13 protein-coding genes are annotated in these 13,416 nt (G+C 50.6%); 7 read left to right on the top strand and 6 right to left on the bottom strand.

Annotation, left to right across the window (positions count from 1 at the left end):
- From FCL45_RS00680 to FCL45_RS00670, 3 genes are read left to right on the top strand one after another with little or no spacing between them, the layout of a single operon-like run.
- Positions 1–477: an NfeD family protein gene (locus tag FCL45_RS00680; protein ID WP_167495622.1), complete on the top strand. Its 477-nt coding sequence runs from the start codon at positions 1–3 to the stop codon at positions 475–477.
- A 30-nt stretch (positions 478–507) separates the two neighbouring features.
- The gene (locus FCL45_RS00675; RefSeq protein WP_136795383.1) at positions 508–1,455 is read left to right on the top strand and encodes an SPFH domain-containing protein; all 948 of its coding nucleotides are present in this window, start codon (positions 508–510) and stop codon (positions 1,453–1,455) included.
- A gap of 57 nt (positions 1,456–1,512) precedes the next feature.
- Positions 1,513–2,418, top strand: coding sequence for a DMT family transporter (locus FCL45_RS00670; protein WP_136795382.1), 906 nt, complete (start codon positions 1,513–1,515; stop codon positions 2,416–2,418).
- Positions 2,419–2,493: 75 nt separating this feature from the next.
- On the opposite strand, the gene thpR is transcribed toward FCL45_RS00670, so the two are convergent.
- From thpR to FCL45_RS00650, 4 genes are all read right to left on the bottom strand, one after another.
- Complete coding sequence (gene thpR / locus FCL45_RS00665) at positions 2,494–3,051, bottom strand: RNA 2',3'-cyclic phosphodiesterase (protein WP_136795381.1); 558 nt, start codon at positions 3,049–3,051, stop codon at positions 2,494–2,496.
- Positions 3,048–3,821 (bottom strand): tRNA threonylcarbamoyladenosine dehydratase, encoded by a 774-nt coding sequence (locus tag FCL45_RS00660; protein WP_136795380.1) that lies wholly within the window; start codon positions 3,819–3,821, stop codon positions 3,048–3,050. The genes thpR and FCL45_RS00660 overlap by 4 nt, the downstream gene beginning before the upstream one ends.
- Positions 3,822–3,885: 64 nt before the next feature.
- Entirely contained in the window at positions 3,886–4,938 is a 1,053-nt protein-coding gene (locus tag FCL45_RS00655) for an ABC transporter permease (RefSeq protein WP_136795379.1), read from the bottom strand.
- 25 nt (positions 4,939–4,963) lie between these two features.
- Positions 4,964–5,845: an ABC transporter ATP-binding protein gene (locus FCL45_RS00650; RefSeq protein WP_136795378.1), complete on the bottom strand. Its 882-nt coding sequence runs from the start codon at positions 5,843–5,845 to the stop codon at positions 4,964–4,966.
- 237 nt (positions 5,846–6,082) lie between these two features.
- Here FCL45_RS00650 and FCL45_RS24445 point away from each other — a divergent pair, with 237 nt between their 5' ends.
- Together FCL45_RS24445 and FCL45_RS24440 are read left to right on the top strand one after the other, a co-directional pair.
- Positions 6,083–6,490: a Fur family transcriptional regulator gene (locus FCL45_RS24445; RefSeq protein ID WP_228721419.1), complete on the top strand. Its 408-nt coding sequence runs from the start codon at positions 6,083–6,085 to the stop codon at positions 6,488–6,490.
- A complete protein-coding gene (locus FCL45_RS24440) occupies positions 6,487–6,714 on the top strand; it encodes a LexA family protein (protein ID WP_228721418.1) in 228 nt (75 codons plus the stop codon). Before FCL45_RS24445 ends, FCL45_RS24440 begins: the two co-directional genes overlap by 4 nt.
- A gap of 121 nt (positions 6,715–6,835) precedes the next feature.
- Here the strand turns inward: FCL45_RS24440 and FCL45_RS00640 are convergent, their stop codons facing one another.
- Positions 6,836–8,068 carry an NAD(P)-dependent oxidoreductase gene (locus FCL45_RS00640; RefSeq protein WP_136795377.1) on the bottom strand — a complete coding sequence of 411 codons (1,233 nt, stop codon included), beginning with the start codon at positions 8,066–8,068 and terminating at the stop codon, positions 6,836–6,838.
- Between the two features lie 449 nt (positions 8,069–8,517).
- On the opposite strand from FCL45_RS00640, the gene FCL45_RS00635 reads away from it, so the two are divergent.
- Entirely contained in the window at positions 8,518–9,384 is an 867-nt protein-coding gene (locus tag FCL45_RS00635) for a protein phosphatase 2C domain-containing protein (protein WP_136795376.1), read from the top strand.
- Positions 9,385–9,646: 262 nt separating this feature from the next.
- The gene (locus FCL45_RS00630; RefSeq protein ID WP_136795375.1) at positions 9,647–10,528 is read left to right on the top strand and encodes a hypothetical protein; all 882 of its coding nucleotides are present in this window, start codon (positions 9,647–9,649) and stop codon (positions 10,526–10,528) included.
- Positions 10,529–10,647: 119 nt separating this feature from the next.
- Here FCL45_RS00630 and acnA read toward each other — a convergent pair whose 3' ends face one another.
- On the bottom strand, positions 10,648–13,413 hold the full coding sequence (gene acnA / locus FCL45_RS00625; protein ID WP_136795374.1) for an aconitate hydratase AcnA: 2,766 nt from the start codon (positions 13,411–13,413) through the stop codon (positions 10,648–10,650).
- Positions 13,414–13,416: the final 3 nt, after the last annotated feature.

Genomic DNA, 13,416 nt, shown 5'->3' with positions numbered 1-13,416 from the left:
ATGCAGGTTCTTTCTCCGTGGTTGGTCTGGTGCCTGGTTGGTCTCGGCCTGTTGCTTTTTGAATTGGCTGTCCCCGGTTTTGTTATCTTCTTTTTTGGCCTCGGGGCCCTCGCCACTGGCTTGGCCTGCCTGGTTTTTGAGGTGAGCCTGAATGGGCAATTGCTCATTTTTATAATTTTTTCTCTGCTCTCACTGGTGCTGTTGAGGCGTTTTGTCAAACGAGCCTTTACCGGTGACAGTGAAAACTCTTTCGTCGATGAGCCCCATGCGGCAAAGGGAGAGCTGGTGACGGTAGAAACCGGGATAGTGCCGCCCGCTGAGGGGAAGATCAGATATTCCGGTACAACCTGGCGAGCCCGGGCACATGAACCGATCGAGGCCGGAAGGATCGTGGAAATTGTTGAACAGGATGGTTTGGTGATGGTTGTCAAACCCGTTGTTGAAAATAAAGAACAAACTGAAAAAACTAATGGCTGATCCGTAAGGTGTCAGCAAGGAAACGATATAATGGAAAATCTTGTCTTCTTAGTCGCTTTACTGGCAGTGGTTGTGGTTATACTGGTGAAGACCGCGGTGGTTGTTCCCCAGCGTTCGGAATTCGTGATTGAGCGTCTTGGTAAGTACCGGGCCACCCTCGGAGCCGGCTTCCATATCCTTATCCCTTTTCTGGATAAGGTTGCCTATAGGAGAAACCTGAAAGAAGAGCCGATTGATATTGCGGCGCAGACCTGTATCACCGCAGACAACGTGACCCTGGAGGTGGATGGTATCCTCTATCTGCAGGTGGTTAATGCTCAGATGTCAGCCTATGGAATCGAAGATTACCACTTTGCCGCATCCCAGCTGGCCCAGACAAGCCTGCGCTCCGCAATTGGTAAGATCACTCTCGATTCGACTTTCGAGGCGCGTGAAGCCCTGAACGCCCAGGTTGTGGATGCACTGGATGAGGCGGCATCAAACTGGGGTGTCAAGGTACTGCGGTACGAAATCAAGGATATCCAGCCGCCGCGCACCGTGCTTGAAGCCATGGAAAAGCAGATGAAAGCCGAGCGTGAAAAACGTGCTGAAATTGCCAGATCCGAAGGTGAGAAACAGGCCACTATCAATCAGGCGGAAGGTGATAAGGCCGAGGCTATTTCTCTCTCAGAAGGTGAGAAGATGAAACGGATTAATGAGGCTGAAGGCCGTGCCCAGGAAATCCTGCGAGTGGCCGAGGCAACCGCAGAGGGTATCCGCAGGGTCGCTGAGTCTCTCAACTGTCCGGGCGGAACCGAGGCGGCAAATCTGGAAGTAGCCAAAAAGTATATCGATGAATTCGGTAAACTTGCCAAAGAGAATAACACCATGATCATTCCGGGTAACCTTACAGACGTTTCAGGAATGGTGGCTACAGCCATGAAGACCTTGGAGCATACCAAGGGCCAGGATGTAAAATTTACCCCTCCGCAATCCTGATTGAACGCGTATTATCAAGATAGTGAAACGAGCGAAGTGTACTCCAGGTAGTTGATTGTGTCTGATACTGCACCTCCCGGGCCGGTTCTCCATCTGCTGATGGTGATCAGCGCTACGCTTGTTTCCACATCATTTACAGTGGGGGAGGCTATCGCGGGTGATCTTGACCCTGTGGTGTTGACCCTGCTGCGCTTCCTCATTGCTTCCATCCTGCTGACCCCTGTCATTTACCTGCGACATAGCTTGCGGCCAAACTGGTCGCTCATCGGTCGCTCGGCAATTATCAGCAGCTGTCTGGTGCTGTTCTTCTGGTGCATGTTTCTCGCGCTGAGATATACCAGCGCCCTGAACACCAGCGTTATCTTCACCCTGGTACCAGCTATTTCTGGAGTTTTTGCCATACTCCTGGTGCGGGAGCGGCTGGGGCGGCCTCAACGTATTGCACTGGTACTGGGGCTTGCCGGGGCTTTGTGGGTAATCTTCAGAGGCGATCTCCAGCTGCTTTTTGCTATGGCCTGGAATAAGGGTGACGTGATATTTTTGCTCGGTTGTTTTTCCATGGCTCTCTACACCCCCCTGGTCAAATTTCTGTATCGTGGCGAGTCAATGCTGCTGATGACCTTCTGGGTATTGGTCACCGGGACTGTCTGGCTGTTGATTTTCGGTGCAAACAAGTTGCTGGCTGTTGATTTGGGATCAGTCCGGTCAATGGTCTGGTGGGCTCTTCTCTATCTGGCAGTGTTTACCACGATCATCACGTTCTTTCTCACTCAATACTGTACGCCCCATATCGGCGCGACCCGGGCAATGGCCTATTCCTATCTCTATCCGGGGCTGGTGCTGCTGATCGATCTTTTTCTGGGCAAGGGTTTACCACCAGTGGGTACTTTGCCTGGAGTCGGCATGGTACTGTTGGCGATGGTGGTGTTGCAATACTCTTCCTTGCGGCGGGAACGTCGCTAGCCAGTATCGTTCGGGGCCATTTTGTCGAAATAGAAAAAGCGTATCTCTGCTCCGATTCCCGGCTTGGTGAAGTTGCTACAGTTCGTCTGGGTGGGCGGTTGTCATGGGGAATTCTGCCTGCACTGTGTGAACGGCCCCTCCATGTGAGAGGGAGCTTGAGTAGAGGCGGAAGGTATCGACACGAAAAGACGGGGTTTCGAACATGCTGTTACCTGCCAGGAACTGCGTTACCCGTTTCAGCGGGCTGTTTCTCAAGCGGGCTAGGGTTACATGGGGGGAGAATTTTCGTCGCTCCCGGGGTATGCCGATGTCGGCCAGTGACTTCTCGATGGAGTTGCGGAGCTGAATGGTCTCCATCTCGGGAGAGATACCGCACCACAGAACCCTGGGATTGCCCCGGGGAGGGAAATGGCCTACACCCCGCAGACTGATAATCAGCGGTGGTGTGGAAATTTGTGCGAGTGCCCGACGAATGTCGGCCAGCATGCTCCCTTCCACATCACCGATGAATTTCAAGGTGAGGTGCAGCTGCTCAGCGGGCACCGCCCTGGCACCGGGAATAGTCGCTCCCATGCCGCATATCAGCATACGGACATCGTCAGGCATATCGTAGGCGACGAAAAGTCGTATCATAAGCGATCTCCAGTAAAATAGGGGCCTTCTTCGGAGGCGAGTATGGTGATTGCCTCATTGGCGATGGTCAATCCGAAAATACCGGTAATAGTAGGCAGGCTGCCCAGCACATTGCGCTCCCGCCCCCGATCTGAATGCGGTGTTTCGCCAACCCTGGATTCCTCATTTTCCTGAGTATAATCGAAATCAACCTTCTGGTTCGAATAGATACAGCGTATTCCTTTACCTACTCCACGGCGGCGGAGGCGTTTGCGTACATGTTTGGCAAGGGGGCAGACAGTGGTCTCGAATATATCACCGATACGTATTTTAGTGGTATCTGTCCGTAACGCCGCACCCATGGAAGAGAGGGTGGGAATGGCACGCTGGTAGGCCCCGACGAGCAGTTGGACTTTGGGGTTGAGTGAGTCTATGGCGTCGATCAGCAGATCCGGCCGGGGGGAGAGAATTGCCTCCAGAGTCTCTTCGGCGGTAAACATCTGCAGGCTTTCAACGTTGCAGGAAGGATTGATCGCCTTTATCCGTTCCAGGGCGGCTTCTGCTTTAGGGCGGCCAAGCGTGGTTTCCAGGGCCAGGATCTGCCTGTTGATATTGGTGGGCTGGATGGTGTCGAAGTCGACAATTCTGAGATTGCTGACGCCGGCGCGGGCCAACCCTTCCACCACATAACCTCCGACGGCCCCGAGGCCGACCACGGTCACGCTCCTGTTTTGCAGGCGACCAAAACTGTCATTGCCCAATAAGCGCTGAGTTCTTGAAAATCGTTCCATATATCTATATCTGTTCCAGGTGAATTGTTGTCGTTGAGAATTGGCTGCTGACGAATTGCTGCATCTATTCATTCCATGAAAAAATTTTGGCAGCAATAGACAGGAAGATCAGTGTAGAAAAAAGTAAAATCGCACATTCCCATTGTACCTGTCTCAATGTTGCAGCTTCACTCATCACCATTCTCGCTGCCCTCAGCAGGTGGGTGAGAGGGAAGAGGTCAGAGAGCATCAGTACCCAGCGTGGTGAACCCTCAAGGGAGAACCACACTTCAGAGAGAAACATCATTGGCAGGGAAATAAAGTTGAGCACGCCACTGGTGAATTCCTCGCTGGTTCCACGCGCGGCCAGAATCAAGCCGATAGAAGAGAGATTCAGACCTCCAAGTAAAAAGATGAATGCCAACAGCAGATAGGAACCCTGCACCTGAAAGTTAAAGATCAGGTCAGCCCCGAGCCAGACGATCAGCAGGGTGAACATCAGCAGGAAAATTCGGGAGAGCATCTGCGCCGTGAGATATTCAAAGGCGGTGAGAGGAGTGGCCTTGAGTCGTTTTAAGGTACCGTTTTTACGATACCGGACGACCACATAGCCGACCCCCCAAAGCGCGGAAAACATCATGTTCATGGCCAGAATCCCCGGGAAGAGCCAGTCAATATATCGTATCTGTTCTCCCTCGATCAACTGTTTATCAGCCACCTCGTCAGCTGCAAGGAATGAGGCGATGAAGATCTTTTCGGCAAGGGCACCACTGGGGGATGAGTCGTTTATCCAGTAGGTGTGGTTGCGTGAGGTTGCATCAAGCAGCAGGTCAATCTTGTGGTGGCTTAGCTTACGCTCTCCCTCTTTATAACTGGCCATGGGAATGAAGGTGAGGTGTTCACTCTCATAAAAGGGTTTGGGGATTGTGGTTTCAGCTAATTCAACAGCGTCCGAACTGACCGGGAAGACCCCAACTTTGAAGTGTTGCAAATCTTTGTGGTTGAAGACCAGGCCGATGCCAACTATGAGCAGGAACGGGAAAGCGAAGTTCCAGCCGAAGGCGGCTTTGTCCCTGAAAAATTCATGATTGCGGGCAACGAACAAGGCCCATATGCGCTGAAAGCTGGGTAGGTGCATGGCAATTTTTCCCGTATCTCGTGTTTCAGTCCCTTAAGGTTCTGCCGGTGAGATGGAGAAAGACATCCTCCAGGGTTGGGGTGTGGATGTTCATACCATTCAAGCTGACGGCATTCGTGTTCAGTTTCTGCAGTAGCGAGTCAATATTATCGGTATGGATAACTGCCCGGTTGTTTCGTTCGTGCCAGCTCAGGTCGGGCGATTCAAGGCCACTCAGATTTTCAGTAGGCAGAGAAAGAGTTGTTGTCCTGCAGTGGGTATTGATCAACTCTCTCGGAGTGCCCCGGGCAATAATCACACCCTGATCCATGATAGCGATATCATCGCAGAGATACTGGGCTTCTTCCATGGAGTGGGTGGTCATGATCACAGTTTTGCCTTCTGCTTTAATCTTCTCCACGATTGCCCAGAGGTTTCGTCTTGATTGCGGGTCAAGGCCGGTTGACGGCTCGTCGAGAAAGATCAGGTTTGGTTTGTTGATTAATGCCAGTGCCAGCATCAGGCGTTGTTGCTGGCCACCTGAGAGTTTGTTGTTGGCACGGTTGATTATCGGTTTGAGTTCGCAAAGCCTGATGAGCGTATCGAGATCTTCCGGTTGAGCAAAAAGTTTTTGAAAAGTGCGTAGTGTCTCTTTGACAGAGAGAAAGTTGAGAAGGGAGGTGTGTTGAAACTGAATGCCTATCTCTTCACGGAACGAAGCTGTGCGCGGAGAACCTCTGTAGAGAATTTCACCTGATGTTGGTGGGATTATATCCTCAATTATTTCTATGGAAGTAGTTTTTCCAGCACCATTTGGCCCAAGGAGGCCAAAGCACCTTCCCTGGCTGACAGTAAAAGAGACATCTTTTACCGCGACAGTTTCTTTGAACACTTTTCTCAGATTACGAACGTGAAGCAGAGTTGTCATGGCCAATAGACGGGTTTTGAGTCTGGATGGAGGTTTATGTATAATGATATCAGCATTCTTGGCGAAAGATCAAATGTGCCGATAAAAAATATTCAAGATTAACAGAACACTACACCACACAGGAATATATGTCCTGGTTCGAGCTTTGGCCAGACGATAACAGTTTGGTGAAAAAAAATATTGACCGGAGAACAGTTATCGTTTACAAATGATATTAATTATCATTAAGAGGGGATTATGCAGCTACGAATGACCAACCAGAGGGAGATCATCCTTCGCGAACTGCGGGAGAGCAAACAGCATCTCACGGCGGATGAGCTGTACGAGAGGGTGAAAAAGGTCATGCCTCGCATAAGCCTTGCAACTGTTTACCGAAATCTAGAGGTGTTATCAGGTGCTGGCATCATTGCCAAGCTGGAGATCAGTGGTAGGCAAAAACGATTTGATTATGATGTAAGCGAACACGATCACATCTGTTGTGTTAAATGCCACCGGGTTGATAACCTGGAGCTGGACAGGGACAAACTGGGATCGATAGACTGGGAAAACACGGATGGATACTCCGTAAAAGGCTATCGCCTTGAAGTTGCAGGGATTTGCCCGAAGTGTCAGAAAGAACTAAAATTTAAGGAGAAAGTCCAATGAGTTGCGGATGCAAACCACTTACCGATGAGCAAAAACAGATTCTCGAGGCAATGGCCAACAGTGCAGAGCCGTGTGGCTCCAAAGATATAGCCGCGGCAACCGGTCTTGAGAGTAAGGCTATCAGCTGTCGTATTACGGCTTTAAAAAAGAAGGGACTGGTTGAAAGTCCGGTTCGTTGCAAATATTCCATCACCGATGATGGCCGTAATGCCCTGAACGGTTAAGTTCGCTTGTGAATTGCTGAAAAATTCATACTTCTGCCAAGAGTAAAAACCGGTGAGATGAAAATCTCACCGGTTTTTTTTTTGCTCTGGATAATGCTTCCGGGTTCATGGGTACTGGAGTTTATTGTTTGGAAACAACTGTTTTCAGAGTGGTGCGCTTTGATTCAACAAACTCCATAATAGCTGCCGCACTTCTCTTTGAGCAACTCACAGCTTCTGCCACTGTTTTGGCTCCTGTGACCACATCGCCTGAGGCAAAGACCCCTTCGCGGGTAGTGCGACCATCCCCATCTGTTATAACCAGTCCATTCTTTTCTTTACCGATGCCGGAGAGGTTACTTCTCGGGTCCTGGCTGATGGCGATAGCAACAGCATCTGCCTCTACCAGTACTTCCTGTCCCTCTGTATTGCCTTCTGCGCTGGTCAGGGTGCAGAGAACACCGGCGTCAGTTATTTTATTCGGTGAATGAAAGAAGGCGAATTTTACCCCATCTTCTACTGCACTTTCATATTCATGGCGGGTGGCGGAAATGTTGTTTTCACCTTTACGATAGAGCACCACAACTTCGTCCACCCCGTTGCGAAGTGCGGTTCGCGCCACGTCCATGGCCACATTACCTGCGCCAATGATGGCCAGTTTTCGGCCAAGTGAATATGCTTCGGGGTTTTTCAGATAGTTGATTCCATAATGAACATGCCCCAGGGTTTCACCAGCTATCCTGAGTGGCCTCGGGTTCCAGACTCCGGTGCCTATGAAGACGGCACTGTAGGCGTCCCGGAGGAGATCGTCGATGGTGATAACCGGTCCGATAAGAGTGTTGGGGCGAATCTTGACTCCCATCTTGATCAGGGCATCTTTTAATTTTGCCAGCAGATCCCTGGAAAGACGGAATTCAGGTATGCCATGCTGGAGAATGCCGCCGATTTTGTCTTCAGACTCAAAAATCGTTACATCGTAGCAGTTTGTCGCCAGGATGAAGGCGACGGTTATGCCGGCAGGACCAGAGCCGATGATAGCGACTTTTTCTTTGGTGAGCACATTACAGCTCTCCGCTTCGAGATGATCGAGATAGTAGGTAGAGATGAAGTGTTCAATGCCGCTGATGTTGATAGGGGTCGATTTTTTGCCAAGTATGCAGTGCCCCTCGCAGAAATTTTCATGGGGGCAAATTTTTGAGCAGACAACCGACAGCGGATTGTTTTCAAAAAGCATCCTGCCGGCCTTTTCGAGATCTCCTTTAAGAAAAAGGGAGATCATTTCGTTAATTCTGGTTCCGTTAGGGCAGCCTTTCCTGCACAGGGGCTTTTTACATTGCAGACAGCGATGGGCTTCTTTGATGATGTTGGTTTTCATATTTTACAGGATGTTATGTTAATGAAATGATATTTCATGAAATTCTATAGATTGTCTTTTGGATGTTGCCGCAGATGATTGCAGCGGTGCGGATGTGTTTCAGGTTCAGACGTCTCAATAGAGGTAGCGCAAAGAGGGGAGGGGCCAGCTATTGTTACTGCCGTAAGATGAGGAGTCGAGTCACTGCAATTCTATCGGGATTATAGCGAGTGTAAACGAAAAGTCCCGCGAAATAGCAGATTCCAGAATGAACAGAGCTGTCGGAAGAGGCATGAAATCATCATAACCCACAGGGAATTGAATAGAACTTCGGTCTGTTGATGAATTGATATAATCAATTGGCATGAGTGGTAATCCTGCTATCGGAACTAACGATTTGATGTGTCAGCCCAGTGTTCTATAGTACGTTTTCATAACCGTATAAAACGTACCTGGAGATTATTGCCCTGATGCTTTGCCCATATTCAGAAAACAGTGCCGATAAGCGAGTAATCCCTGTTCCATCTGCCGAACTTTCTCAGGTTGAGGCTGTATTTGAACAGGGGAGCGGTAACTTTAATGAGGATGCACAACTGATTACCGATGGGCTCTATGGTGTGTTTGACGGGGCAACCAGTTTGAGCGGCACCCTCTACGATGGTGTGACCGGTGGCTTTCTCGCTTCCAATATTGCTGCGGATGTATTTGCAGACCGCAACCTTTCCCTGACTGAGCGTATGGTGGCGGCTAATGAAGCCATACACAGCAAAATGCTATCCTCAGGCGTTGACCTTACCAGAAAGGAAGAACATTGGACCACCAGTCTTGCTGTGATCGAAATGGATGGTGACCAGTTTCACTGGTGCCAGACCGGAGACTGCCGAATCCAGCTTATTGGCCATGACGGTACCAGCCGTCAACTCGTCGAGCCGGAAGACCATGATGCTGAGACACTCTCCTTGTGGCAGAAAATCGGCCCGGCAAGCAGTGAACCTATTGGCGTGGCGCTGGCAGAGCAGATACTGCACGTTCGACGTAGGATGAATGTCGATTATGGTGTACTCAACGGTGAAAACGATGCCTTACATTTTGTCTCAAGCGGTTCAGAAACTTTAGACGGTGTAGCCGCGATCATTCTCTACACGGACGGTCTTGTCCTTCCTAACTACGATCTCAACCTCCCTCATGATCAGGATCTTCTGGCGACGATCTTTCAACAAGGCGGACTTTCAGCAGTTCGCGACCGGGTTCGGTCTCTCCAGCAGGATGACCCTAGATGTCTTGCCTATCCACGCTTCAAGATGAACGACGATATCAGTGGTATCGCCTTATCATAGGAGCGATGCACAAGGAATTGCCCCTTCGTTTATCCTTTTGGCTTGCAGGAGCGGCTGTATTCGCATTATACTTTCCAGCTGATATAGAAAATTGACCGGCCTATGCGCACTTTACGCTCATCGGTCAGCGTACTGCATGACTTTTTCTCCCTTTATGGCGGCAGTTGTTGAACTGTGAAATGCTCTGGCAGGAAAAGCGTTTCCCGGCACCTTCTCGTGTCAGGACCATGTTGCTAAACCTGAAAGTTCAAAGTGATTCCGAATGACCAATACGAACGATGACGTGAAGAAAGGTGGCGGGCTTTTTGCCAAGCTTACATCAAAGCTTTCCGCAAATGGTGAGCAGGAGCAGAAGGATGACGCTGAGAATGTTGACGCGGATGCTTCTGATAATCTCGAGATGATCGAGGAGTATAATCTCATCAAACAGAATCCTGAGAAGATAACCGGCTGGGATTTTGATCGGGCGTTCGACTTTATGGAGAAGTACCCGACCTCTGACTATGTCAGTAAAGTCAGGCAGGAGATGTATTCCACCAATAGTGATACCCTGAAAGGCCTGAGCTATGCCAGCGCGGTGAGGGTGCTGAAGCAGCTGCCGGATCACCCTGGAGTGCCCTCGATCCTCAATGGCATGACCAAGCTTGAGGAAGATTATATTCGCGAGCTTTCCTCAGATGTCATCACCTACATGCTGGAGCGAATCCCCGATCATCCGCTGAAAGATCAGTTGGCAGCCGCCCTTGCCGATAAGAACCTGACCAAAGCTTTTGGGTTCGTTGTTGGTCTTCCCAACCATCCATGTGTACCTCTCGTTATTCGGAAAATGTTTGATAGTGATGCCAACATCGCTACCCTGCTGCTACATGAAGTAATGGATCATCCACAGGTGGATGCGATTTTTAAAGGCATTTACTCCATCAGTGAAGAAGCGGTAGCACAGATGACACCGGATGCGATTATCTTTATCCTGGAAGTTGCCTCCGACCATGAGCAAGCAGGTGTAATGCTTGATACCCTGGTGGCGAAAAACTACGTCAAAGCGTATGATTTCGTAAAAAACAACCCGGAAAATGAACTCGCCCCAAGGCTGAAGGAGATAATCATCAATCGGAAGCCGGATCTGGCAGCACTGCTGAAATAGATTTCAATCTCGAAGTCATCCTCTTTGCTAGAGTCTGGTAGAGAACGGAAAGTACGACGCATTAAAAAATGCCCGCTCCAATTTTGGAGCGGGCATTTTTTATTTGTTGTCATGACATGTTATTTCATCATCTTCCGCAACACAAATGGGAGGATGCCGCCGTTTTCGAAATAGTTGATATCGACCAGGGTATCGAGGCGGGAGGTTACAGTGAATTTGGTCTCAGCGCCATCAGGTGACTGGGCACGCACCTGCAGTTCTTTACGCGGCGTCATGCCTTCGAGTCCGGCAATAAAGAAGAGCTCATCACCTTTTAAGCCGAGACTCTCGATTGAGTCATTTTCGGCAAACATCAGGGGAAGCACACCCATTCCCACCAGATTGTTGCGGTGTATCCGCTCATAGCTGCCTGCAATTACAGCTCGGACTCCAAGCAACCTGGAGCCTTTTGCAGCCCAGTCCCTTGAGGAACCTGTGCCGTACTCTTTACCTGCCAGTACCACCAGCGGTACCTGCTCCTTCTGGTAACGCATTGCCGCTTCATAATTGAACAACTCGGTTTTTTCTGGAAATTTTAGTGTGAAACTCCCTTCTTTGGGCTTGATCATCTGGTTCTTTATCCTGATGTTTCCGAAAGTACCGCGCATCATGACCTCGTGATTACCACGTCGTGAACCGTAGGAGTTGAAATGTTCTGGTGTGACTCCCTGTTGGAGGAGATAGGTGCCGGCAGGATATTCAACAGGTATGGCCCCTGCCGGAGAAATATGGTCGGTGGTGACGCTGTCGCCAAGCAGCAAAAAGACCCGCGCATTTTCAAGATCCGGGGTGATGCCGGGCTCAATTGAAAAATCGTCAAAGTAGGGCGGCCGCTTGATATAGGTTGATGTATCATCCCAGGGATAGGTCGTAGACTCCTTGACATGGAGGTTGTCCCAGAACTGGTCGCCGGAGAAAATCTTTGAATACTGGTGGGTAAAATTCTCTTTAGTGACGTTCTCCCTGACCAGTGTTTCGATCTCTTCATTGTCAGGCCAGAGCTCATGGAGATAAACCGGGTCTCCATTCGGGTCGAGGCTCACCGGTTCTGTGGTGAGATCGATATCGACGCGTCCGGCAAGGGCGAATGCCAGAACCAGCATCGGGGAGGCGAGAAAGTTGGATTTGATCTTCTGGTGGATACGCGCCTCGAAATTTCGGTTGCCGGAGAGCATGGCGGCAACGTTGAGGTTATGCTCGTCAATGGCGCTTTCCACTTCCGGGTTGAGGGGGCCGCTGTTGCCTATACAGGTAGTGCAGCCAAAGGCTGTGATATGAAACCCAAGCGCTTCGAAATACGGCATCAGACCGGCAGTCTCAAGATAGTTGCTCACCACCCTTGAACCCGGAGCGAAGGAGGTCTTAACATAGGCCGGAACTTTCAGGCCGCGCTGGACTGCCTGGCGGGCCATGAGACCGGCACCAATCAGAACATTGGGGTTGGAGGTGTTGGTGCAGGAGGTTATGGCGGCGATCACCACGGAACCGTCTCCGATTTTCTCAGGGATGTTGTGCAGGGTGATTTCGATATCGCGTTTTGCCACAGCGCTACAGTCCGGTTTCCTGGTAGTGCAGGAACCGGATTCATCGAGAAAGGTAGAGATGTTCTCAAGCGATGCATCACGGTTATAGGTGCAGCCCAGAATGTCGCCAAAGGTGTCTTTCATCTCGGAAAGTGGCACCCTGTCCTGGGGCCGGGCAGGGCCGGCCAGAGATGGTTCGATGCTGGAGAGATCGAGTTCGAGAGTGGCTGTGTACTCGATGGATTCATCCTCTTCATAAAAAAGTGCATTCGCGATGCCGTATGCTTTGGTTCTGACAGCTTGTTCGGATCTGCCGGTAATCTCGAGATAGTCGAGAGTGGCCTCGTCCACCGGGAAAAATCCGAGGGTTGCCCCATATTCAGGGGTCATATTTGAAACGGTGGCCCTGTCGGGGATGGAGAGGTTCTTGAGACCGGGGCCGAAAAACTCTACGAACTTTTCTACCACTTTATAGTTGCGTAGCATCTCCGTAATGGTCAGCACCATGTCGGTGGCGGTGATGCCGGGCTTGAGACAGCCTGTGAGGCGCACGCCGATAACTTCGGGGATCGACATGTAGTAAGGTTGACCAAGCATTACCGCCTCGGCCTCGATACCGCCAACTCCCCAGCCCATGACTCCTATGGCGTTGATCATAGGTGTGTGTGAGTCGAGCCCGACCACTGTATCGGGATAGGCGAGGGGCTGTTTGTCGCCTGCCTGGTCTGCGGCTATGACAACCTGGCCGAGATGCTCGAGGTTCACCTGGTGGCAGATGCCTGAGTTTGGCGGGACTACCTTGAAGTTACTGAAACTTTTCTGAGCCCATTTCAGTAACTTGTATCTTTCGCTATTCCGTTCGTATTCCCGCTCCACGTTCTGGGTCAGACTGTAACGGGTGCCGGAGTAGTCCACCTGTACCGAGTGGTCGACCACCAGCTCGACTGGAACTGTGGGGTTGACGATATCGGGATCGCCGCCAAGTTCTTTAACAGCGTCACGCATGGCAGCAAGATCCACCACGGCCGGTACGCCGGTAAAATCCTGCATAAGCACCCTGGCAGGATGGTAGGGGATCTCGACAGGGGCATCATAGTTGGTCTGCCAGTTTGCTATGGCGGCAAGTTCTTCTGCCCTGACAATGGCTCCGTCGTAGTTGCGCAACAGGTTTTCAACCAGGATGCGGATCGAGTAGGGCAGGCGGCCTATATCGGCGAGCCCCCGGGCCTCGAGTTCTTTTATGGAAAAATAGCGGTATGTTTTTTTGCCGGCCTTGAATGTTCGCTGGTAGTCGCTGAAATCACTCCTGCTGTTTTCAGTCATAGT

This window comes from Desulfosediminicola ganghwensis (genome assembly GCF_005116675.2).
GTDB classification, from domain to species: domain Bacteria; phylum Desulfobacterota; class Desulfobulbia; order Desulfobulbales; family Desulfocapsaceae; genus Desulfopila; species Desulfopila ganghwensis.
Note: the sequence above shows the minus strand (reverse complement) of the source record. Positions and strands in the feature narration are given on the sequence as shown.

Bases quoted from the DNA above. Each gene is read 5' to 3' on its own strand.
- FCL45_RS00680 (WP_167495622.1), top strand. From the start codon at position 1: ATGCAGGTTCTTTCTCCGTGGTTGGTCTGGTGCCTGGTTGGTCTCGGC.
- FCL45_RS00675 (WP_136795383.1), top strand. From the start codon at position 508: ATGGAAAATCTTGTCTTCTTAGTCGCTTTACTGGCAGTGGTTGTGGTT.
- thpR (WP_136795381.1), bottom strand. From the start codon at position 3,051: ATGATACGACTTTTCGTCGCCTACGATATGCCTGACGATGTCCGTATG.
- FCL45_RS00660 (WP_136795380.1), bottom strand. From the start codon at position 3,821: ATGGAACGATTTTCAAGAACTCAGCGCTTATTGGGCAATGACAGTTTT.
- FCL45_RS00655 (WP_136795379.1), bottom strand. From the start codon at position 4,938: ATGCACCTACCCAGCTTTCAGCGCATATGGGCCTTGTTCGTTGCCCGC.
- FCL45_RS00650 (WP_136795378.1), bottom strand. From the start codon at position 5,845: ATGACAACTCTGCTTCACGTTCGTAATCTGAGAAAAGTGTTCAAAGAA.
- FCL45_RS24445 (WP_228721419.1), top strand. From the start codon at position 6,083: ATGCAGCTACGAATGACCAACCAGAGGGAGATCATCCTTCGCGAACTG.
- FCL45_RS24440 (WP_228721418.1), top strand. From the start codon at position 6,487: ATGAGTTGCGGATGCAAACCACTTACCGATGAGCAAAAACAGATTCTC.
- FCL45_RS00640 (WP_136795377.1), bottom strand. From the start codon at position 8,068: ATGAAAACCAACATCATCAAAGAAGCCCATCGCTGTCTGCAATGTAAA.
- FCL45_RS00635 (WP_136795376.1), top strand. From the start codon at position 8,518: ATGCTTTGCCCATATTCAGAAAACAGTGCCGATAAGCGAGTAATCCCT.
- FCL45_RS00630 (WP_136795375.1), top strand. From the start codon at position 9,647: ATGACCAATACGAACGATGACGTGAAGAAAGGTGGCGGGCTTTTTGCC.
- acnA (WP_136795374.1), bottom strand. From the start codon at position 13,413: ATGACTGAAAACAGCAGGAGTGATTTCAGCGACTACCAGCGAACATTC.